The sequence below is a fragment of the Pseudomonas simiae genome (assembly GCF_000934565.1).
GTDB classification, from domain to species: domain Bacteria; phylum Pseudomonadota; class Gammaproteobacteria; order Pseudomonadales; family Pseudomonadaceae; genus Aquipseudomonas; species Aquipseudomonas simiae.
In genome coordinates, this window is record NZ_CP010896.1 from 3,631,904 (window position 1) to 3,654,433 (window position 22,530).

Sequence of the window (22,530 nt, forward strand, 5' to 3'; positions counted from 1 at the left end):
CCCGGCCCTGTGCCGGGGTTTCTGTTTCAGGACACTGCAGTTCTGCTGAACAAACCGGATCAAAGTGTGGGAGCGGGCTTGCTCGCGAATGCAATGGGTCAGATATGCATCGGGCGACTGGCACACCGCATTCGCGAGCAAGCCCGCTCCCACACTGACTGCAATCCTGCCCAAAGACCGTCGCATCTCGAATCGAGGTTTTGAATGACCTGGCAACCCCACATCACCGTCGCCACCATCGTCGAAGACAACGGCCGCTTCTTGATGGTCGAAGAACTCAAGGGTGGCCGCGCCGTGCTCAACCAGCCGGCGGGCCACCTGGACCCGCATGAAACCCTGACCGAGGCCGCCGTGCGCGAAACCCTCGAAGAAACCGGCTGGGACGTCGAAGCCACCGGTATTGTCGGGATCTACCTGTACACCGCCCCCAGCAATGGCGTGACTTATCAACGGGTCTGTTTCATCGCCAACGCCTTGAAACACCATCCGGACTATCAACTCGATGAAGGCATCCTGCGTGCTCGCTGGCTGACCCGTGACGAGCTGATGGCCTTGCGCGACGACTGGCGCAGCGAGCTGATCATCCGCTGCATCGATGATTATCTGGCCGGCCATCGCCACAGTCTCGAATTGATCCGCCCTTCTCTTTAGCCTTGAAGGCTTGAGCCTGATAGAATCGCGTCCTTTTTCAAGACACCCGTTGAAATCCTATGCGTGATCCAGCCCCTTCTGACACACAAAAGAAGCGCGTCATCGTCGGCATGTCCGGCGGCGTGGACTCTTCCGTTTCCGCCGTTCTGCTGATGGAGCAGGGATATGAGGTGGAAGGCCTGTTCATGAAGAACTGGGAGGAAGACGATGGAACGGAATACTGTACCGCCATGGACGACCTGGCAGACGCCCAGGCCGTGTGCGACAAGATCGGTATCAAGCTGCACACCGCGAACTTCGCCGCCGAGTACTGGGACAACGTGTTCGAGCACTTCCTGGCCGAATACAAGGCCGGCCGCACGCCGAACCCGGACATCCTGTGCAACCGCGAGATCAAGTTCAAGGCGTTCCTCGACTACGCCATGATGCTCGGGGCCGACCTGATTGCCACTGGCCACTACGTGCGCCGACGCGACATCGATGGTCGTACCGAATTGCTCAAGGGCCTGGACCCGAACAAGGACCAGAGCTACTTCCTGCACGCCGTCGGTGGTGAACAGATCGCCAAGACCCTGTTCCCGGTGGGCGAGCTGGAAAAGCCCGAAGTGCGCAGGATCGCCGAGAAACACGGCCTGGCCACCGCCAAGAAGAAGGATTCCACCGGCATCTGCTTTATCGGCGAACGCCGCTTCAGCGACTTCCTCAAACAATACCTGCCAGCACAACCGGGCGAGATCAAGACCACCGAGGGTGAAGTCATCGGCCGCCACCATGGCCTGATGTACCACACCATCGGCCAACGCCAGGGCCTGGGCATCGGCGGCCTGAAAGACGCTGGTGAAGAGCCGTGGTACGTGCTGATCAAGGACCTGGAACACAACGAGCTGATCGTCGGCCAGGGCAACGAGCATCCACTGCTGTTTTCCGGCGCCCTGCTCGCCTCGGAAATCTACTGGGTCAACCCGATCGACCTGAGCACCCCGCGCCGCCTGACGGCCAAAGTGCGTTATCGCCAGAGCGACCAGCCTTGCACCCTGGAAAAAACCGCCACCGGTTACCGCGCCATCTTTGACGACCCGCAACGCGCCGTCACGCCTGGCCAGTCCGTGGTGTTCTACGACGGCGAAATCTGCCTGGGCGGCGGCGTGATAGAAGTTGCCGAAGCCTGGAGCAACCCGGCATGAGCCCGACCCAGGAGCAATTGACGGCACTCGGCGGGGTTTTTCTCTCCGCCGTGCTGGTGGACAAGATCGCCAAGACCGGCCAGGTCACTGAAGCCGGCCTCACCTGCATGCTTGGCAGCCTACTGATCCGCGACCCCAAGGACACCCTGGAGGTCTACGGCGGTGACGATCTGGCGCTGCGTGAAGGCTATCGCGCGCTGATCGGCGCGCTTGAGCGCGACCCAAGCACCTTGCAGCGCGAGCCGTTGCGCTACGCTCTGTCGATGCTCGGTCTTGAGCGTCAACTGGCCAAGCGCGACGACATGCTGGAGGTCATCGGCAAGCGCCTGCCACAGATTCAGTCCCAGGTGGAACACTTCGGCCCGGCCCACGAAAACGTGATCGCAGCCTGCGGTGCGCTGTACCAGGACACCTTGAGCACCTTGCGGCAGCGCATCCAGGTGCACGGTGACATGCGCAACCTGCAGCAACCGAACAACGCCTCGAAAATCCGTGCCTTGCTCCTGGCCGGTATTCGTTCGGCGCGGTTGTGGCGCCAGTTGGGCGGTCATCGTTGGCAGCTGGTGATCAGCCGACGCAAATTGCTCAAAGAGCTTTACCCGTTGATGCGCAACGAATAAGTCGCATAAGCAAGCCATTTTCAAGCCGTTACGCGTAATACGCCGGTCAGTTGGCAACGGACCGGCGGATTTTTTCATGTATGATACGCGCCCCATTTCGTTGCCCGACTGTCCGAGAACACCCCATGCAGCTCTCTTCGCTCACTGCGGTTTCCCCTGTTGACGGCCGCTACGCCGGCAAAACCCAGGCCCTGCGCCCTATTTTCAGCGAGTACGGCCTGATCCGCGCTCGTGTCCTGGTTGAAGTGCGCTGGCTCCAGCGCCTGGCCGCTCACCCCGCCATCAGCGAAGTGCCGGCGTTCTCCGCCGAAGCCAACGCTGTGCTCAACACCCTGGCGGAAAACTTCTCCCTGGAGCACGCCGAGCGTGTGAAAGAGATCGAGCGCACCACCAACCACGACGTAAAAGCCATCGAATACCTGCTCAAAGAGCAAGCGGCGAAGCTGCCGGAATTGGCCCAGGTCAGCGAGTTCATCCACTTTGCCTGCACCAGCGAGGACATCAACAACCTGTCCCACGCCCTGATGCTGCGCGAAGGCCGTGATGACGTGATGCTGCCGCTGATGCGCCAAACCGCCAACGCCATCCGCGAACTGGCCATCCGTTTCGCCGACGTGCCGATGCTGTCGCGCACTCACGGCCAGCCGGCGTCGCCGACCACCCTGGGCAAAGAACTGGCTAACGTGGTGTACCGCCTGGAGCGCCAGATCGCTCAAGTCGCGGCCGTGCCGCTGCTGGGCAAGATCAACGGCGCCGTAGGCAACTACAACGCCCACCTGTCGGCCTACCCAGAGATCGACTGGGAAGCCAACGCCCGCGCCTTCATCGAAGACGAGCTGGGCCTGGGTTTCAACCCGTACACCACGCAGATCGAACCGCACGACTACATCGCCGAGCTGTTCGACGCCATTGCGCGCTTCAACACCATCCTGATCGATTTCGATCGCGATATCTGGGGCTACATCTCCCTGGGCTACTTCAAGCAGCGCACCATTGCCGGTGAAATCGGTTCGTCGACCATGCCGCATAAGGTCAACCCGATCGACTTCGAAAACTCCGAAGGCAACCTCGGCATCGCCAATGCCCTGTTCCAGCACCTGGCCAGCAAGTTGCCGATTTCCCGCTGGCAGCGCGACCTGACCGACTCCACCGTGCTGCGCAACCTCGGCGTGGGTTTTGCCCATAGCGTGATCGCGTACGAAGCCAGCCTCAAAGGCATCAGCAAACTCGAGCTCAACGAGCAAAAGATTGCCGCTGACCTGGACGCGTGCTGGGAAGTATTGGCCGAGCCGATCCAGACCGTGATGCGCCGCTACAACATCGAAAACCCGTACGAGAAGCTGAAGGAATTGACGCGCGGCAAGGGCATCAGCCCAGAAGCACTGCAAACTTTCATCGACGGCCTGGACATGCCAGCCGCGGCCAAGGCCGAGCTGAAACTGCTCACCCCGGCCAACTACATCGGCAACGCTGTAGAGCAAGCCAAGCGCATCTGATCATCGCTAGACCTTTGAGACGCCCGGCCGCGCCGGGCGTTTTTATTCCAGTCTGAAAAATGCTTTTTTTCAATAGGTTACACATGAATCCTGATATCCCTCTTCAACTTCTGGGCGGCATCACGGCACGGGAATTCCTGCGCGACTACTGGCAGAAAAAGCCGCTGCTGATCCGTCAGGCCATCCCTGACTTCGAAAGCCCGATCGACGCCGACGAACTCGCCGGCCTGGCCCTGGAAGAAGAAGTCGAATCGCGCCTGGTGATCGAACACGGCGAGCGCCCGTGGGAATTGCGTCGCGGCCCGTTCGCCGAAGACGCCTTCAGCACCCTGCCCGAGCGCGAGTGGACCCTGCTGGTGCAGGCCGTCGATCAGTTCGTGCCGGAAGTGGCCGAATTGCTGGAGCAGTTCCGCTTCCTGCCAAGCTGGCGCATCGACGATGTGATGATCAGCTTCGCCGCGCCGGGTGGCAGCGTCGGCCCGCACTTCGACAACTACGACGTGTTCCTGCTGCAAGCCCAGGGCAAGCGCAACTGGAAGATCGGTCAGATGTGCAGTTCGGAGAGCCCGCTGCTGCAACACGCCGACCTGCGCATCCTCGCCGAATTCGAAGAAAGCGCCGAATGGGTGCTGGAACCGGGCGATATGCTCTACCTGCCGCCGCGCCTGGCACACTTCGGCATTGCCGAAGACGACTGCATGACCTACTCCGTGGGTTTCCGTGCACCGAGCGCCGCCGAAGTGCTGACCCACTTCACCGACTTCCTCAGCCAGTACCTGACGGATGAAGAGCGCTACACTGACGCCGACGCTCAGCCCGCCACTGACCCGCACCAGATCCAGGGCGACGCCCTCGACCGGCTCAAGAGCCTGCTGGCCGAGCACATGAGTGACGAGCGCATGCTGCTGACCTGGTTTGGCCAGTTCATGACCGAGCCGCGCTATCCTGAACTGGTGGCCGGTGAAGAATTGGGCGAAGAGGATTTCGTCAACAGCCTGCAAGACGGCGCGATCCTGGTACGCAATCCGAGCGCGCGCATGGCCTGGTCGGAAGTCGACGATGATGTGCTGCTGTTCGCCAGCGGCCAGAGCCGTTACCTGCCGGGCAAGCTGCGTGAATTGCTCAAGCTGATCTGCGCCGCCGACGCGCTGCACGCCGAAAACCTCGCCCCATGGCTGGCGGACGAAGACGGTCGCGACCTGCTGTGCGAATTGGTCAAGCAAGGAAGCCTGGGATTTGCCGATGAATAAGATTCACGTAAGTGTCGCGGACTGGCAAAAGGATATCGCCGAGATTCGGCGCATTCGTGAAGCGGTATTTATCGCTGAGCAATCGGTTCCACCTGAGCTGGAGTGGGACGCAGACGATGCGAGTGCTGTGCATTTTCTCGCATTCGAGGGCGACTTTCCGATCGGCACCGCGCGCCTGCTGCCCAGCGGCGAAATCGGGCGCGTTTCGGTACTCAAAGACTGGCGCGGGCTGAAGGTCGGCGACAAGCTGATGGAAGCCGTAATCGGCGTGGCCGAGCAACGCGGTCAGACCAAGCAGTTCCTGAGTGCGCAGGTCTATGCGGCGCCGTTCTATGAGCGACTGGGCTTCAAGATCGTCAGCGGGGAATTCCTGGAAGTCGGGATTCCCCATGTCGATATGGTGCGCGGGGGCTGATTCGAGACCGCGTCGCTGCCATCGGGGGCAAGCCCCCTGCCACACTTGACCGCATCCTCAAGGATGTACTCGGTCAAAATGTGGGAGGGGGCTTGCCCCCGATAGCTATTTCAGCAACACCAACAATGCCCTGCCATGCCAGGGCATTTTGCCGTCTACGATTCAACTTGCGACCCACCAGGCCGACAAACTGGCACTATCAAGCCCAAATGACTCGCAGAGATCACGGACATGTCCCTACGCACCCTGCTCACCGCCCTCCTCCTGACCGCCAGTTGCTCGGCCATGGCCGACACTGAAGTCGTCAACCTGAGCAACCGCACCAGTGCCGACCTGCTGCCCGTGGCGCAGAACTTCATCGGCAAGGACGGCACCGTCAGCGCTTACGGCAACCAACTTATCGTCAACGCTGACCCCGCCAAGATCCAAGACCTGCGCGCCCTGCTTGCACAATTGGACACACCAGCCAAGCGCCTGTTGATCACCGTCGACACCAACGAAAACAACCAGCAGAACAGCGGCGACAGCCAGACCCGCATCATCAGCTACGGCACCGCCAGCCGCGACGGCGGGATCCAGCAGATTCAGGCCAGCGAAGGTGTGCCCGCGCTGATCCAGGTAGGCCAGAGCGTACCGCTGACCACCACCCAGCAGGACAGCTACGGCCGTCTGCAGAACCAGACCCAGTATCGCAACGTGACCCAGGGCTTCTACGTCACCGCCAGCGTCACTGGCGAGACCGTGCACCTGGCGATCAGCACCAATCGTGACCGCATGAGCCAGGAGCGTCCCGATGTAGTGAATGTGCAAAGTACCGACACAACCGTCAGCGGTCGACTGGGCGAGTGGATTCCCCTGGCCGGCATCAATCGCGAAACCCAGGCCGATAAATCCTCTACAACCCGCAGCTACTCTACCCAGGGCCGCGATGACCTGACTTTACGGGTCAAGGTCGACACCCTGAACTGAAGCACCAAAAACTGACTGATGAGTCGTATTAGACTAAAGATGTAGTGCTTGAAAAAAAGCACTACAAAACATTTGACGATCCAAAAAAGCATGGGCATGATGGCCTCGCTCCCGCTAATCAGGGGCCCTGGCAAGGGCCTTCGGATCGCCGCTCTAAGCTACCCACCTGAGCCGATTCGTGTCTGTACCGCCCACAAGGCGTGTTTGACGAGGTTGCGACTGGAACGAAGTTGTCCCGAGGGACGGAAGCTAACCAGGTAACCCGGCTACACGCTGTTGAACACCCAAGGGCCCACGACGCCCTCAGACTGTTCGCGGCCCGCCATTACCTACCGCCTCTCTCGCCAATCGTTCACCCCGTCGCATTCCCCGCCAGACCCGCCATGACCGCCTAAGCTTCTGGTCAGCGAGCAGCCCTGCCCACGCATGTGAATGCAGGGCTGGCAAATGGATTTTTCCACCACAAGAAGACGCGACGAGGTTTACTTCCATGGCACTGACACGCGAACAGCAAATTGCAGCCCTCGAAAAAGACTGGGCTGAAAACCCACGCTGGAAAGGCGTGACCCGCGCTTATTCCGCTGCTGACGTCGTCCGCCTGCGTGGCTCGGTTCAACCTGAGCACACCTTTGCAAAACTCGGCGCCGAGAAGCTGTGGAACCTGGTGACCCAAGGTGCCAAGCCTTCCTTCCGTCCCGACAAAGATTTCGTCAACTGCATGGGCGCCCTCACTGGCGGCCAGGCAGTGCAACAGGTGAAAGCCGGCATCCAGGCGATCTACCTGTCCGGCTGGCAAGTGGCGGCGGACAACAACTCCGCTGAATCCATGTACCCCGACCAATCGCTGTACCCGGTGGACTCTGTGCCAACCGTGGTCAAGCGCATCAACAACTCGTTCCGTCGTGCCGACCAGATCCAGTGGAAAGCCGGCAAGAACCCAGGCGACGAAGGCTACATCGATTACTTCGCACCTATCGTGGCTGACGCTGAAGCCGGCTTCGGCGGCGTGCTGAACGCCTACGAACTGATGAAGAGCATGATCGAGGCAGGCGCCGCCGGTGTGCACTTCGAAGACCAGCTGGCTTCAGTGAAAAAATGCGGCCACATGGGCGGCAAGGTACTGGTTCCTACCCAGGAAGCCGTACAGAAGTTGACCGCTGCCCGCCTGGCCGCTGACGTTGCCGGTACACCAACCATCATCCTGGCCCGTACCGACGCCAACGCCGCTGACCTGCTGACGTCGGACTGCGACCCTTACGACCAGCCATTCGTGACCGGCGAGCGCACCCAGGAAGGTTTCTACAAAGTACGTGCCGGCCTGGACCAAGCGATTGCCCGTGGCCTGGCCTACGCGCCGTACGCCGACCTGATCTGGTGCGAAACCGCCAAGCCGGACCTGGACGAAGCGCGTCGTTTCGCCGAAGCCATCAAGAAGGAATACCCGGACCAACTGCTGTCCTACAACTGCTCGCCTTCCTTCAACTGGAAGAAAAACCTGGACGACGCGACCATCGCCAAGTTCCAGCGCGAACTGTCCGCCATGGGCTACAAGCACCAGTTCATCACCCTGGCCGGCATTCACAACATGTGGCACAGCATGTTCAACCTGGCGCATGACTACGCCCGCAACGACATGACGGCCTACGTGAAGCTGCAGGAGCAGGAGTTCGCTGACGCCGCCAAGGGTTACACCTTCGTGGCTCACCAGCAGGAAGTGGGCACCGGCTATTTCGACGACATGACTACCGTGATCCAGGGCGGCACCTCGTCCGTGACCGCGCTGACCGGTTCGACCGAAGAAGAGCAGTTCCACTAAGCACCGCGTACACGGCCACTGCGGCCCCAAGGAAGACCTAACCGCAGTGCCGCACGACAATCACGCCCCGACTGGTTCGGGGCGTTTTTTTTGTTTTCTGAAAATCCCCCCTGACAATAAAAAGTCAAAATGAGGGGGGCGGGCTTGCTCGCGAAAGCACTGGCTCAGTCAGCACATGTTTTCCTGGCACACCGCTTTCGCGAGCAAGCCCGCCCCCACAGGGGAAAGCGTCCAACCTGAAGATTTTGTGCAAAACATTGATCCAGAGCGGTATTCACCTGAATCAAATCGGTTAAAAGATCCCCGTCGACAACTAAGCGCCCTTCAAGCAAGTAACAACAACTTCCCGCGCCACACGAGAAACATTCGCTTAAACCCCACGCAAACAATAGTCATTATCATTTGTCGCGTGAAAACTTCGTTACAGTTGAAACAAAACTTAATTGTTCAAAAGCCCGCTAATGCCCACACCATAAGGGCTACAGCCCCAAGAAGGTGCACTATGTCCTTATTCCATCGAATAATTTCGCCATAGGAATTTTACTTGCCCGGTGTTTAGCCATAAAATCACCGCGATTGATTGCAGTGCGACATATCGTCACTGCATCGTTACTTTTTCGAGCTCAGAGACCTTTGCTCTCTGTTAAGGATTTCCAGCATGACCGAAGCGACAGGACTCATGGCCCACAACTGGGGCTTTGCCATTTTCCTCCTCGGTGTTGTCGGCCTCTGCGCCTTCATGCTCGGCGTCTCCAGCCTCCTCGGGTCAAAAGCCTGGGGCCGCAGCAAAAATGAACCGTTCGAGTCCGGCATGCTGCCTACAGGTGGCGCCCGCTTGCGGCTCTCAGCCAAATTCTATCTGGTCGCGATGCTGTTCGTGATCTTCGATATCGAAGCCCTCTTTCTCTTTGCCTGGTCTGTGTCCGTCCGCGAAAGCGGCTGGACCGGATTCGTCGAAGCCCTCGTTTTCATAGCAATTCTGTTGGCAGGCCTTGTCTACCTATTTCGAGTGGGCGCCCTTGACTGGGCTCCGGAAGCTCGTCGTAAGCGGCAAGCGAAGCTGAAACAATGAGGCTTTGGCGATGCAATACAATCTCACCAGGATCGACCCGGATGCTCCTAACGAGCAGTACCCCATCGGCGAACGGGAAACCGTTTCCGACCCGTTAGAAGACCAAGTCCACAAAAACATCTACATGGGCAAGCTGGAAGACGTGCTGAGTGGCGCGGTCAACTGGGGACGTAAGAACTCCCTGTGGCCGTACAACTTTGGTCTTTCGTGCTGCTACGTGGAAATGACCACCGCCTTCACGGCGCCCCACGACATCGCGCGCTTTGGCGCCGAAGTTATCCGGGCATCGCCGCGTCAGGCGGATTTCATGGTTATCGCCGGAACCTGCTTTATCAAGATGGCGCCGATCATTCAGCGTCTCTACGAGCAAATGCTCGAGCCGAAGTGGGTTATCTCCATGGGTTCGTGCGCCAACTCCGGTGGCATGTACGACATCTACTCCGTTGTTCAAGGGGTGGACAAGTTCCTGCCCGTGGACGTCTACGTGCCTGGCTGCCCGCCCCGCCCTGAAGCATTTCTGCAAGGCTTGATGCTGTTGCAGGAATCGATTGGCAAGGAGCGTCGCCCACTTTCCTGGGTTGTCGGAGATCAAGGCGTTTACCGCGCCGAGATGCCGTCACAAAAGGAACAGCGCCGCGAACAGCGTATTCAGGTCACCAACCTGCGCAGCCCCGACGAAGTCTGATCCAGCACCGATTCTTTTATAGAACGAAAACCTGGCTTCATTCTTTACGTTGACCGAAAGCGATAAAAAACCATGACTACAGGCAGTGCTCTGTACATCCCGCCTTATAAGGCAGACGACCAGGATGTGGTCGTCGAACTCAATAACCGTTTTGGCCCTGACGCCTTCACCGCCCAGGCCACACGCACCGGTATGCCGGTGTTGTGGGTCGCGCGTGCCAAGCTTGTCGAAGTCCTGACCTTCCTGCGCAACCTGCCCAAGCCGTACGTCATGCTCTATGACCTGCATGGCGTGGACGAGCGTCTGCGCACCAAGCGCCAAGGCTTGCCGAGCGGCGCCGATTTCACCGTGTTCTACCACCTGATGTCGCTGGAACGTAACAGCGACGTGATGATCAAGGTCGCCCTGTCGGAAAGCGACTTGAGCATCCCGACCGTGACCGGTATCTGGCCGAACGCCAGCTGGTACGAGCGTGAAGTCTGGGACATGTTCGGCATCGACTTCCCGGGCCACCCGCACCTGACACGTATCATGATGCCGCCCACCTGGGAAGGTCACCCGCTGCGCAAGGACTTCCCTGCCCGCGCCACCGAATTCGATCCGTTCAGCCTCAACCTCGCCAAGCAACAGCTTGAAGAGGAAGCGGCGCGTTTCCGTCCGGAAGACTGGGGCATGAAACGCTCCGGCACCAACGAGGACTACATGTTCCTCAACCTGGGCCCGAACCACCCTTCGGCCCACGGCGCCTTCCGTATCATCCTGCAACTGGACGGCGAAGAAATCGTCGACTGCGTACCGGACATCGGCTACCACCACCGTGGTGCCGAGAAGATGGCCGAGCGTCAGTCGTGGCACAGCTTCATCCCGTACACCGACCGTATCGACTACCTCGGCGGCGTGATGAACAACCTGCCGTACGTGCTCTCGGTCGAGAAACTCGCTGGCATCAAGGTGCCGGACCGCGTCGACACCATCCGCATCATGATGGCCGAGTTCTTCCGGATCACCAGTCACCTGCTGTTCCTGGGGACCTATATCCAGGACGTCGGCGCCATGACCCCGGTGTTTTTCACGTTCACCGACCGTCAGCGCGCCTACAAGGTCATCGAAGCCATCACCGGTTTCCGCCTGCACCCGGCCTGGTACCGCATCGGTGGCGTGGCCCATGACCTGCCGAATGGCTGGGATCGCCTGGTCAAGGAATTCATCGACTGGATGCCCAAGCGTCTGGACGAGTACCAAAAGGCTGCGCTGGATAACAGCATCCTCAAGGGCCGTACCATCGGCGTCGCCCAGTACAACACCAAAGAGGCCCTGGAATGGGGCGTCACCGGTGCTGGCCTGCGCTCCACCGGCTGCGATTTCGACCTGCGTAAAGCGCGCCCGTACTCGGGCTACGAGAACTTCGAATTCGAAGTCCCGTTGGCGGCCAATGGCGATGCCTACGACCGTTGCATCGTGCGCGTCGAAGAAATGCGCCAGAGCCTGAAGATCATCGAGCAATGCATGCGCAACATGCCGGCCGGCCCGTACAAGGCGGATCACCCGCTGACCACGCCGCCGCCGAAAGAGCGCACGCTGCAGCACATCGAAACCCTGATCACGCACTTCCTGCAAGTTTCGTGGGGCCCGGTCATGCCGGCCAACGAATCCTTCCAGATGATCGAAGCGACCAAGGGTATCAACAGTTATTACCTGACGAGCGATGGCGGCACCATGAGCTACCGCACCCGGATCCGTACCCCAAGCTTTGCCCACTTGCAGCAGATCCCTTCGGTGATCAAAGGCGAGATGGTCGCGGACTTGATTGCGTACCTGGGTAGTATCGATTTCGTTATGGCCGACGTGGACCGCTAAGCATGAACAGCACGCTTATCCAGACAGACCGTTTCACCCTCAGTGAAACCGAGCGCTCGGCCATCGAGCACGAGCTGCATCACTACGAAGACCCGCGCGCGGCGTCGATCGAAGCCTTGAAGATCGTGCAGAAGGAACGTGGCTGGGTGCCGGACGGCGCCCTCTACGCCATCGGCGAGATCCTCGGCATCCCTGCCAGCGACGTTGAAGGTGTAGCCACGTTCTACAGCCAGATCTTCCGTCAGCCAGTGGGCCGCCACATCATTCGCGTGTGCGACAGCATGGTCTGCTATATCGGCGGCCACGAATCCGTGGTCAGCGAAATCCAGAACAAGCTGGGCATCGGCCTCGGCCAGACCACCCCGGACGGCCGCTTCACGCTGCTGCCGGTGTGCTGCCTGGGCAACTGCGACAAGGCGCCGGCGTTGATGATCGACGACGACACATTCGGTGACGTGCAGCCCGCTGGCGTGACCCAATTGCTCGAGGGCTACCCATGACCCTGACTTCTTTCGGCCCGGCCAACCTGATCAAGCGTTCGCCTGAGACCCACCCGCTGACCTGGCGCCTGCGTGACGATGCCGAGCCCGTGTGGCTAGACGAGTACCAGGCCAAGAATGGTTACGCCGCTGCGCGCAAAGCCTTCGCCGACATGGCCCAGGACGACATCGTCCAGACCGTGAAAGACGCCGGCCTCAAAGGCCGCGGCGGTGCAGGCTTCCCCACGGGCGTAAAGTGGGGCCTGATGCCCAAAGACGAATCCATCAACATCCGCTACCTGCTGTGCAACGCGGATGAAATGGAGCCGAACACCTGGAAAGACCGCATGCTGATGGAGCAACTGCCCCATCTGCTGATCGAAGGCATGCTGATCAGCGCCCGCGCGCTGAAAACCTACCGTGGCTACATCTTCCTGCGTGGCGAATACACCACCGCCGCCAAGCACCTCAACCGTGCCGTGGAAGAAGCCAAGGCTGCTGGCCTGCTGGGCAAGAACATCCTCGGCTCCGGTTTCGACTTCGAGCTGTTCGTGCACACCGGCGCCGGGCGTTATATCTGCGGTGAAGAAACCGCACTGATCAACTCCCTCGAAGGCCGCCGCGCCAACCCACGTTCCAAGCCGCCCTTCCCTGCCGCTGTAGGCGTGTGGGGCAAGCCGACGTGCGTGAACAACGTCGAGACGCTGTGCAACGTGCCGGCGATCATCGCCGACGGCGTGGACTGGTACAAATCCTTGGCCCGCGAAGGCAGCGAAGACATGGGCACCAAGCTCATGGGCTTCTCCGGCAAGGTCAAGAACCCTGGCCTGTGGGAACTGCCGTTTGGCGTGACCGCTCGCGAGCTGTTCGAGGACTACGCCGGCGGCATGCGCGACGGCTACACCTTGAAAGCCTGGCAACCAGGCGGTGCCGGTACCGGTTTCCTGCTCCCTGAGCACCTCGATGCACAAATGTATGCCGGCGGCATCGGCAAGGTGGGCACCCGGATGGGTACCGGCCTGGCGATGGCGGTGGACAACACCGTGAACATGGTCTCGCTGCTGCGCAACATGGAGCAGTTCTTTGCCCGGGAATCCTGCGGCTTCTGCACCCCATGCCGCGACGGCCTGCCCTGGAGCGTGAAGCTGCTGATGGCCCTGGAAAACGGCGAAGGCCGCGAGGGTGATATCGAAACCCTGCTGGGCCTGGTCGGTTTCCTCGGCCCAGGCAAGACCTTCTGTGCTCACGCACCGGGCGCCGTGGAGCCATTGGGCAGCGCCATCAAATACTTCCGCTCGGAGTTCGAAGCCGGCATCGCGCCTACCAGCGCCGCCGTCCCGCCTCTGGCAAGGCCGATCGTAGTCGGCGCGTAACGCTTTAAAAGGCGAAGGGTCCGTGCCCTTCAACTGCTCATGGGCTGACGCCGTAAAGGCTGTGTTGAAGCCCATGAATAACAAGATTCCATTAGCCACGCCCGCTGACAACGGGCCAACGAAGAACTTTGAACCATGGCCACTATCCACGTAGACGGCAAAGCGCTCGAAGTCGATGGGGCAGACAACCTGTTACAGGCATGTCTCTCACTAGGCCTCGACATCCCGTATTTCTGCTGGCACCCCGCGCTTGGTAGCGTCGGTGCCTGTCGCCAGTGCGCGGTCAAGCAATACACCGACGAGAACGACACCCGTGGTCGTATCGTCATGTCCTGCATGACCCCAGCCACCGACAACACCTGGATCTCCATCGACGATGAAGAATCCAAGGCGTTCCGCGCCAGTGTCGTCGAGTGGCTGATGACCAACCACCCCCACGACTGCCCGGTCTGTGAGGAAGGCGGTCACTGCCACCTGCAAGACATGACGGTGATGACGGGTCACAACGAGCGCCGTTATCGCTTCACCAAGCGTACCCACCAGAACCAGGACCTCGGCCCGTTCATTTCCCACGAAATGAACCGCTGCATCGCCTGCTATCGCTGCGTACGCTTCTATAAGGACTACGCTGGCGGCACCGACCTTGGCGTCTTCGGCGCCCACGACAACGTGTACTTCGGTCGCGTTGAGGACGGCGTGCTCGAAAGCGAGTTCTCCGGCAACCTCACCGAGGTCTGCCCGACCGGTGTGTTCACCGACAAGACCCACTCCGAGCGCTACAACCGTAAATGGGACATGCAGTTCGCCCCGAGCATCTGCCATGGCTGCTCCAGCGGTTGCAACATCTCTCCGGGCGAGCGCTACGGCGAACTGCGTCGGATCGAAAACCGCTTCAACGGTTCGGTCAACCAGTACTTCCTGTGCGACCGCGGCCGTTTCGGCTATGGCTACGTCAACCGCGAAGACCGCCCACGCCAGCCGCTGCTGGCCGGCGGCGCGAAGCTGAGCACCGACGAGGCCCTGGATAAAGCCGCCGAGCTTCTGCGCGGCCGCAACATCGTTGGTATCGGTTCGCCGCGCGCCAGCCTCGAAAGCAACTTCGCGTTGCGCGAGCTGGTGGGTGCCGAGCACTTCTACTCCGGTATCGAAGCCGGTGAGCTGGAGCGCATCCGTCTGGTCCTGCAGGTGCTGAACGACAGCCCGCTGCCCGTCCCGAACATGCGCGACATCGAAGACCACGACGCCATCTTCGTGCTCGGTGAAGACCTGACCCAGACCGCCGCCCGCATCGCCCTGTCGCTGCGCCAGTCGGTCAAAGGCAAGGCCGAAGACATGGCCGACGCCATGCGCGTCCAGCCTTGGCTCGACGCCGCGGTGAAAAACATCGGCCAGCACGCGCTGAACCCGTTGTTTATCGCCAGCCTGGCTGAAACCAAGCTCGACGACATCGCCGAAGAATGCGTACACGCAGCACCAGACGACCTGGCCCGCATCGGTTTCGCCGTGGCCCACGCCCTCGACGCCAGCGCACCGGCTGTCGAAGGCCTGGACACCGAAGCCGTCGAACTGGCCCAGCGCATCGCCGACGCCCTGCTGGCAGCCAAGCGTCCATTGATCATTGCCGGCACCTCCCTGGGTTCCAAGGCGCTGATCGAAGCCGCTGCCAACATCGCCAAGGCGTTGAAGCTGCGCGACAAGAACGGCTCCATCAGCCTGGTCGTGCCGGAAGCCAACAGCCTTGGCCTGGCCATGCTTGGCGGCGAGTCCCTGGACGCAGCCCTGCAAGCGGTCATCGACGGTAAAGCCGACGCCATCGTGGTGCTGGAAAACGACCTGTACACCCGCACCGATGCCGCCAAGGTTGACGCTGCACTGGACGCCGCCAAGGTCCTGATCGTCGCCGACCACCAGAAGACCGCTACCAGCGACCGCGCCCACCTGGTGCTGCCAGCCGCCACCTTCGCCGAAGGCGACGGTACCCTGGTCAGCCAGGAAGGCCGCGCGCAGCGCTTCTTCCAGGTGTTCGATCCGAAGTACATGGACGCCAGCATCCTGGTTCACGAAGGCTGGCGCTGGCTGCATGCCCTGCGCTCGACCCTGCTGAACCAGCCGATCGACTGGACCCAGCTCGACCACGTCACCGCCGCCGCCGCGGCAAGCGCGCCGCAGCTGGCACGTATCGTCGACGCTGCACCGTCCGCCGCGTTCCGCATCAAGGGCATGAAACTGGCCCGTGAACCGCTGCGTTACTCCGGTCGTACCGCCATGCGTGCCGATATCAGCGTGCATGAACCACGTACCCCGCAAGACAACGACACCGCGTTCGCCTTCTCCATGGAAGGGTACTCGGGTTCGGCCGAACCGCGTCAGCAGGTGCCATTCGCCTGGTCGCCGGGCTGGAACTCGCCGCAGGCCTGGAACAAGTTCCAGGACGAAGTCGGTGGTCACATCCGCGCTGGCGACCCGGGCACCCGCCTGATCGAAACCCAGGGCGACTCGTTGAACTGGTTCGCCGCCGTACCGCGTCCGTTCAACCCGGCCCAGGGCACCTGGCAGGTTGTGCCGTTCTTCCACCTGTTCGGCAGCGAAGAGACTTCGTCCAAAGCCGCACCGGTTCAAGAACGTATCCCGACTGCCTACGTATCCGTGGCCAAGTCTGAAGCCGACCGCCTGGGCGTCAACGACGGGGCCCTGCTCAGCCTGAACGTGGCCGGCCAGACCCTGCGTCTGCCGCTGCGCATCAATGATGAGTTGGGTGCCGGCCTGGTTGCACTGCCGAAAGGCCTCGCCGGTATTCCACCGGCGATCTTTGGCAAAACCGTTGACGGTCTGCAGGAGGCAGCGCAATGACCTGGTTCACCCCTGAAGTGATCGACGTGATCATCTCGGTCGTCAAGGCCATCGTGATCCTGTTGGCCGTGGTCGTCGCGGGCGCCCTGCTCAGCTTCGTCGAACGTCGCCTGCTGGGCTGGTGGCAGGACCGTTACGGTCCGAACCGCGTTGGCCCGTTTGGTATGTTCCAGATCGCCGCCGACATGCTGAAAATGTTCTTCAAGGAAGACTGGACCCCGCCGTTTGCCGACAAGGTGATCTTCACCCTGGCACCGGTCGTGGCCATGAGCGCCTTGCTGATCGCCTTCGCGATCATCCCGATCACCCCGACCTGGGGCGTGGCGGACCTGAACATCGGCTTGCTGTTCTTCTTCGCCATGGCCGGTCTTTCGGTCTACGCGGTGCTGTTCGCCGGGTGGTCGAGTAACAACAAGTTCGCCCTGCTGGGTAGCTTGCGGGCGTCGGCCCAGACCGTGTCCTACGAAGTGTTCATGGGCCTCGCGCTGATGGGCATCGTGGTGCAGGTCGGCTCGTTCAACATGCGCGACATCGTCGAGTACCAAGCGCAGAACCTGTGGTTCATCATTCCGCAGTTCTTCGGCTTCTGCACCTTCTTCATCGCTGGCGTCGCCGTGACTCACCGTCACCCGTTCGACCAGCCGGAAGCGGAACAGGAACTGGCCGACGGTTACCACATTGAATACGCCGGCATGAAATGGGGCATGTTCTTCGTTGGTGAGTACATCGGCATCATCTTGATCTCGGCCCTGCTGGTCACGCTGTTCTTCGGCGGCTGGCACGGTCCATTCGGCATCCTGCCGCAGTTGGCGTTCTTCTGGTTCTTCCTGAAGACCGCGTTCTTCATCATGTTGTTTATCCTGCTGCGCGCTTCCATTCCGCGTCCACGATACGACCAGGTGATGGATTTCAGCTGGCGCTTCTGCCTGCCACTGACCCTGATCAATTTGCTGGTGACTGCTGCCGTTGTGTTGTTGAACACGCCAGCGGCCGCGGTTCAGTGAGGATTTGACCCATGTTCAAATATATTGGCGACATCGTTAAGGGTACCGGTACCCAGTTGCGAAGCCTGGTGATGGTGTTCGGTCACGGCTTCCGCAAACGCGACACCCTGCAATACCCGGAAGAAGCGGTGTACCTGCCGCCGCGCTATCGCGGCCGCATCGTGCTGACCCGCGACCCCGATGGCGAGGAGCGTTGCGTAGCCTGCAACCTCTGCGCCGTGGCGTGCCCGGTGGGTTGCATCTCCCTGCAGAAAGCTGAAACCGAAGACGGTCGCTGGTACCCGGACTTCTTCCGCATCAACTTCTCGCGCTGCATTTTCTGCGGCCTCTGCGAGGAAGCTTGCCCGACCACCGCAATCCAGCTGACACCGGATTTCGAGATGGCCGAGTTCAAACGTCAGGACCTGGTGTACGAGAAAGAAGATCTGCTGATCTCTGGTCCCGGTAAAAACCCTGATTACAACTTCTATCGTGTTGCAGGTATGGCCGTTGCCGGTAAGCCGAAAGGCGCCGCACAAAACGAAGCCGAGCCGATCAACGTGAAGAGCTTGCTGCCTTAAGGAAGAAAGATGGAATTCGCTTTCTATTTCGCATCGGGTATCGCGGTTGTGTCCACGCTTCGCGTGATCACCAACACCAACCCCGTGCACGCCCTGCTCTACCTGATCATTTCGCTGATCGCCGTGGCCATGACCTTCTTCAGCCTCGGCGCACCGTTCGCCGGTGTACTGGAAGTGATCGCCTACGCTGGCGCCATCATGGTGCTGTTCGTGTTTGTGGTGATGATGCTCAACCTGGGGCCGGCTTCGGTCGCCCAGGAGCGCGTCTGGCTCAAGCCCGGCATCTGGCTCGGCCCGGTTGTGCTGGCAGCGCTGCTGCTGGGTGAACTGCTGTATGTGCTGTTCGCTCACCAGAGCGGCCAGGCCATCGGCCACACCACCGTAGACGCGAAAGCCGTGGGCATCAGCCTGTTCGGCCCGTATCTGCTGGTGGTCGAACTGGCTTCGATGCTGCTGCTCGCTGCAGCCATCACCGCCTTCCACTTGGGCCGCAACGAAGCCAAGGAGCAATGACGATGCCTGCTATCCCTTTGGAGCATGGTCTGGCGGTCGCCGGCATCCTGTTCTGCCTTGGCCTGGTCGGCCTGATGGTCCGCCGTAACATTCTGTTCGTGTTGATGAGCCTGGAAATCATGATGAACGCCGCGGCACTCGCGTTCATCGTTGCGGGTGCACGTTGGGGCCAGCCGGATGGACAAGTCATGTTCATCCTGGTGATCAGCCTGGCAGCCGCCGAGGCCAGCATTGGCCTGGCGATCCTGCTGCAACTGTATCGTCGCTTCCACACGCTTGATATCGACGCTGCCAGTGAGATGCGCGGATGAACATGATCTTTCTGACTTTCGTATTCCCCCTGATCGGTTTCCTGCTGCTGTCGTTCTCTCGCGGGCGCTGGTCGGAAAACCTCTCGGCCTTGATCGGCGTGGGCTCCATTGGCCTGTCGGCCATTGTGGCCGCCTACGTCATCTGGCAATTCAACGTGGCGCCGCCGGAAGGCGGTCACTACACCCTGGTGCTGTGGCAGTGGATGTCGGTGGAGGGCTTCAAGCCCAACTTCGCCCTCTACGTCGACGGCCTGTCGATCACCATGCTGGGCGTGGTTGTCGGCGTGGGCTTCCTGATCCACCTGTTCGCGTCCTGGTACATGCGCGGTGAAGCGGGTTACTCGCGCTTCTTCTCGTACACCAACCTGTTTATCGCCAGCATGCTGTTCCTGGTGCTCGGCGATAACCTGTTGTTCCTGTACTTCGGCTGGGAAGGCGTGGGCCTGTGCTCGTACCTGTTGATCGGTTTCTACTACAGCAACCGCAACAACGGTAACGCGGCACTCAAGGCGTTCATCGTCACCCGCATCGGCGACGTGTTCATGGCCATCGGCCTGTTCATCCTGTTCCAACAAGTGGGCACGCTGAACATCCAGGAACTGCTGGTGCTGGCACCGCAGAAATTCCAGGTCGGTGACTTCTGGATCACCCTGGCCACCCTGATGCTGCTGGGCGGCGCCGTGGGCAAATCCGCGCAACTGCCACTGCAAACCTGGCTGGCGGACGCGATGGCCGGCCCTACCCCGGTTTCCGCACTGATCCACGCGGCAACCATGGTAACTGCCGGTGTCTACCTGATCGCCCGTACCCATGGCCTGTTTACCCTGGCGCCGGACATCCTGCATCTTGTAGGCATCGTCGGTGGCGTGACCCTGGTACTGGCCGGCTTCGCCGCGCTGGTGCAGACCGACATCAAGCGGATCCTCGCCTACTCGACCATGAGCCAGATCGGCTACATGTTCCTGGCCCTGGGCGTTGGCGCCTGGGACGCGGCGATCTTCCACCTGATGACCCACGCCTTCTTCAAGGCCCTGCTGTTCCTTGCTTCCGGTGCGGTGATCGTTGCCTGCCATCACGAGCAGAACATCTTCAAGATGGGCGGCCTGTGGAAGAAACTGCCATTGGCCTACGCCAGCTTCATCGTCGGTGGTGCCGCACTCGCAGCCCTGCCGTTGGTGACCGCCGGTTTCTACTCCAAGGACGAAATCCTCTGGGAAGCCTTTGCCAGCGGTAACCAGAACCTGCTGTATGCAGGCCTGGTGGGTGCGTTCATGACCTCGCTGTACACCTTCCGCCTGATCTTCATCACCTTCCACGGTGAAGCCAAGACTGAAGCCCACGCAGGTCACGGCATCTCGCACTGGTTGCCATTGTCGGTGCTGATCATCCTGTCGACTTTTGTTGGCGCCATGATCACCCCGCCGCTGCACGGTGTATTGCCACAAAGCGTCGGTCATGCCGGCGGCGAAGCCCAGCACAGCCTGGAAATCGCGTCGGGCGCCATTGCTATCGCCGGTATCCTGTTGGCGGCCCTGCTGTTCCTCGGCAAGCGTCGCTTCGTGACAGCCGTGGCCAACAGTGGCATTGGCCGTTTCCTGTCGGCCTGGTGGTTCGCTGCCTGGGGCTTCGACTGGATCTACGACAAACTGTTCGTCAAGCCTTACCTGGCTATCAGCCACATTCTGCGTAAAGACCCGCTTGACCAAACCATCGGTTTGATCCCGCGTGCCGCCAAGGCCGGTCACACCGCCTTGAGCCGCAGCGAGACGGGTCAATTGCGTTGGTATGCAGCTTCCATGGCGGCCGGTGCCGTTTTGGTGATCGGCGCCATCGTCGTGGTAGCGGTCTGATATGAACTTTGCGAACTTGCGAAAGGAAACGAGCCTGTCATGATTCTGCCCTGGCTAATCCTGATCCCCTTCATCGGCGGCCTGCTCTGCTGGATGGGTGAACGCTTCGGCGCCACCCTCCCCCGCTGGATTGCGTTGCTGACCATGTCCCTGGAACTCGCACTCGGCCTCTGGCTGTGGGCCCATGGCGACTATTCATTTGCTCCGGCACCGGGTGTCGATCCCACCTTCGCGCTTGAATTCAAGCACGTGTGGATCCAGCGCTTCGGCATCAACGTGCACCTGGCCCTCGACGGCCTGTCGCTGTTGATGATCCTGCTGACCGGCCTGCTGGGTATCCTCTCGGTACTCTGCTCCTGGAAAGAGATCCAGCGTCATGTGGGCTTCTTCCACCTGAACCTGATGTGGATCCTGGGCGGCGTCGTCGGCGTGTTCCTCGCCCTTGACCTGTTCATGTTCTTCTTCTTCTGGGAAATGATGCTGGTGCCGATGTACTTCCTCATCGCGCTCTGGGGTCACAGTTCTTCGGACGGCAAGAAAACCCGGATCTACGCAGCGACCAAGTTCTTCATCTTCACCCAGGCTTCCGGCCTGATCATGTTGGTGGCGATCCTGGGTCTGGTACTGGTCAACTTCAACAACACCGGCGTGATTACCTTCAACTACGCCGACCTGTTGAAAACCAAGATGTCGCTGACCACCGAGTACATCCTGATGCTGGGCTTCTTCATCGCGTTCGCGGTGAAGCTGCCGGTGGTGCCGTTCCACTCCTGGCTGCCTGACGCTCACGCCCAGGCGCCGACCGCCGGCTCCGTGGACCTGGCCGGTATCTTGCTGAAAACCGCTGCCTACGGCCTGCTGCGTTTCGCCCTGCCGCTGTTCCCGAATGCCTCGGCCGAATTCGCGCCGATCGCCATGACCCTCGGTCTGATCGGGATCTTCTACGGTGCGTTCCTGGCATTTGCGCAAACCGACATCAAGCGTCTGATCGCCTTCTCGTCCGTTTCCCACATGGGCTTCGTACTGATCGGCATCTACTCCGGCAGCCAACTGGCACTGCAAGGCGCAGTGATCCAGATGTTGGCCCACGGTGTCTCGGCCGCTGCCCTCTTTATCCTGAGTGGCCAGTTGTACGAGCGCCTGCACACCCGTGACATGCGTGAAATGGGTGGCGTGTGGTCACGCATCGCGTACCTGCCGGCGATCAGCCTGTTCTTCGCCGCCGCGTCGCTGGGCTTGCCAGGCACCGGTAACTTCATCGGCGAGTTCCTGATCCTGATGGGTGCCTTCGTGCAAACGCCGTGGATCAGCGCCATTGCAACGTCCGGCCTGGTGTTCGGTTCGGTCTACTCGCTGATCATGATCCACCGCGCCTACTTCGGCCCGGCCAAGTCCGACACCGTCCTGCAAGGGATGGATGCTCGCGAACTGATCATGGTGCTCGGCCTTGCGGTGCTGCTGATTTACATCGGCGTGTACCCGCAACCGTTCCTGGACACTTCTGCCGCGACGATGCATGGCGTGCAGCAGTGGTTCGGCACCGCCTTCTCTCAACTCGCTTCGGCCCGGTAAGAG

General features: G+C 60.6%; 20 protein-coding genes. All 20 read left to right on the forward strand.

Features of this window, described 5'->3' with window-relative positions; translation table 11 throughout:
- Window positions 1-204 precede the first annotated feature (204 nt).
- The 20 genes from PF1751_RS16235 to nuoM all read left to right on the forward strand — a co-directional run bounded on the left by PF1751_RS16235 (window position 205) and on the right by nuoM (window position 22,527).
- Window positions 205-651, forward strand: coding sequence for an NUDIX hydrolase (locus tag PF1751_RS16235; protein ID WP_010209593.1), 447 nt, complete (start codon window positions 205-207; stop codon window positions 649-651).
- Between the two features lie 59 nt (window positions 652-710).
- Window positions 711-1,835 carry a tRNA 2-thiouridine(34) synthase MnmA gene (mnmA, locus tag PF1751_RS16240; RefSeq protein ID WP_010209592.1) on the forward strand — a complete coding sequence of 375 codons (1,125 nt, stop codon included), beginning with the start codon at window positions 711-713 and terminating at the stop codon, window positions 1,833-1,835.
- Window positions 1,832-2,455, forward strand: a complete 624-nt coding sequence (gene hflD, locus PF1751_RS16245) for a high frequency lysogenization protein HflD (RefSeq protein WP_021492762.1) — start codon at window positions 1,832-1,834, stop codon at window positions 2,453-2,455. The genes mnmA and hflD overlap by 4 nt, the downstream gene beginning before the upstream one ends.
- A gap of 125 nt (window positions 2,456-2,580) precedes the next feature.
- Complete coding sequence (purB, locus tag PF1751_RS16250; RefSeq protein WP_010209589.1) at window positions 2,581-3,951, forward strand: adenylosuccinate lyase; 1,371 nt, start codon at window positions 2,581-2,583, stop codon at window positions 3,949-3,951.
- 83 nt (window positions 3,952-4,034) lie between these two features.
- Complete coding sequence (locus tag PF1751_RS16255; protein WP_010209588.1) at window positions 4,035-5,201, forward strand: ribosomal protein uL16 3-hydroxylase; 1,167 nt, start codon at window positions 4,035-4,037, stop codon at window positions 5,199-5,201.
- Window positions 5,194-5,616: a GNAT family N-acetyltransferase gene (locus tag PF1751_RS16260; protein ID WP_010209584.1), complete on the forward strand. Its 423-nt coding sequence runs from the start codon at window positions 5,194-5,196 to the stop codon at window positions 5,614-5,616. Before PF1751_RS16255 ends, PF1751_RS16260 begins: the two co-directional genes overlap by 8 nt.
- Window positions 5,617-5,847: 231 nt before the next feature.
- Window positions 5,848-6,585: a secretin N-terminal domain-containing protein gene (locus tag PF1751_RS16265; RefSeq protein WP_044287355.1), complete on the forward strand. Its 738-nt coding sequence runs from the start codon at window positions 5,848-5,850 to the stop codon at window positions 6,583-6,585.
- A gap of 490 nt (window positions 6,586-7,075) precedes the next feature.
- Window positions 7,076-8,401, forward strand: coding sequence for an isocitrate lyase (gene aceA / locus PF1751_RS16270; RefSeq protein ID WP_003174717.1), 1,326 nt, complete (start codon window positions 7,076-7,078; stop codon window positions 8,399-8,401).
- 658 nt (window positions 8,402-9,059) lie between these two features.
- The gene (locus PF1751_RS16275) at window positions 9,060-9,473 is read left to right on the forward strand and encodes an NADH-quinone oxidoreductase subunit A (RefSeq protein ID WP_003219575.1); all 414 of its coding nucleotides are present in this window, start codon (window positions 9,060-9,062) and stop codon (window positions 9,471-9,473) included.
- A 10-nt stretch (window positions 9,474-9,483) separates the two neighbouring features.
- Complete coding sequence (locus PF1751_RS16280; RefSeq protein WP_003219572.1) at window positions 9,484-10,158, forward strand: NuoB/complex I 20 kDa subunit family protein; 675 nt, start codon at window positions 9,484-9,486, stop codon at window positions 10,156-10,158.
- Window positions 10,159-10,230: 72 nt separating this feature from the next.
- Entirely contained in the window at window positions 10,231-12,015 is a 1,785-nt protein-coding gene (nuoC, locus tag PF1751_RS16285) for an NADH-quinone oxidoreductase subunit C/D (RefSeq protein WP_021492763.1), read from the forward strand.
- 2 nt (window positions 12,016-12,017) lie between these two features.
- Window positions 12,018-12,515 carry an NADH-quinone oxidoreductase subunit NuoE gene (gene nuoE / locus PF1751_RS16290; RefSeq protein ID WP_003174721.1) on the forward strand — a complete coding sequence of 166 codons (498 nt, stop codon included), beginning with the start codon at window positions 12,018-12,020 and terminating at the stop codon, window positions 12,513-12,515.
- Window positions 12,512-13,867: an NADH-quinone oxidoreductase subunit NuoF gene (nuoF, locus tag PF1751_RS16295; protein WP_003174722.1), complete on the forward strand. Its 1,356-nt coding sequence runs from the start codon at window positions 12,512-12,514 to the stop codon at window positions 13,865-13,867. Before nuoE ends, nuoF begins: the two co-directional genes overlap by 4 nt.
- A gap of 135 nt (window positions 13,868-14,002) precedes the next feature.
- On the forward strand, window positions 14,003-16,717 hold the full coding sequence (gene nuoG / locus PF1751_RS16300; RefSeq protein WP_010209579.1) for an NADH-quinone oxidoreductase subunit NuoG: 2,715 nt from the start codon (window positions 14,003-14,005) through the stop codon (window positions 16,715-16,717).
- Window positions 16,714-17,721 (forward strand): NADH-quinone oxidoreductase subunit NuoH, encoded by a 1,008-nt coding sequence (gene nuoH, locus PF1751_RS16305; protein ID WP_003174724.1) that lies wholly within the window; start codon window positions 16,714-16,716, stop codon window positions 17,719-17,721. Before nuoG ends, nuoH begins: the two co-directional genes overlap by 4 nt.
- 11 nt (window positions 17,722-17,732) lie before the next feature.
- Entirely contained in the window at window positions 17,733-18,281 is a 549-nt protein-coding gene (gene nuoI / locus PF1751_RS16310) for an NADH-quinone oxidoreductase subunit NuoI (RefSeq protein ID WP_003174725.1), read from the forward strand.
- A gap of 9 nt (window positions 18,282-18,290) precedes the next feature.
- Complete coding sequence (gene nuoJ / locus PF1751_RS16315) at window positions 18,291-18,794, forward strand: NADH-quinone oxidoreductase subunit J (protein WP_003174726.1); 504 nt, start codon at window positions 18,291-18,293, stop codon at window positions 18,792-18,794.
- A gap of 2 nt (window positions 18,795-18,796) precedes the next feature.
- Entirely contained in the window at window positions 18,797-19,105 is a 309-nt protein-coding gene (gene nuoK / locus PF1751_RS16320) for an NADH-quinone oxidoreductase subunit NuoK (protein WP_003174727.1), read from the forward strand.
- Entirely contained in the window at window positions 19,102-20,955 is a 1,854-nt protein-coding gene (gene nuoL, locus PF1751_RS16325; RefSeq protein ID WP_021492765.1) for an NADH-quinone oxidoreductase subunit L, read from the forward strand. Before nuoK ends, nuoL begins: the two co-directional genes overlap by 4 nt.
- Window positions 20,956-20,994: 39 nt before the next feature.
- On the forward strand, window positions 20,995-22,527 hold the full coding sequence (gene nuoM / locus PF1751_RS16330; protein ID WP_010209575.1) for an NADH-quinone oxidoreductase subunit M: 1,533 nt from the start codon (window positions 20,995-20,997) through the stop codon (window positions 22,525-22,527).
- The last annotated feature ends 3 nt before the right edge of the window (window positions 22,528-22,530 follow it).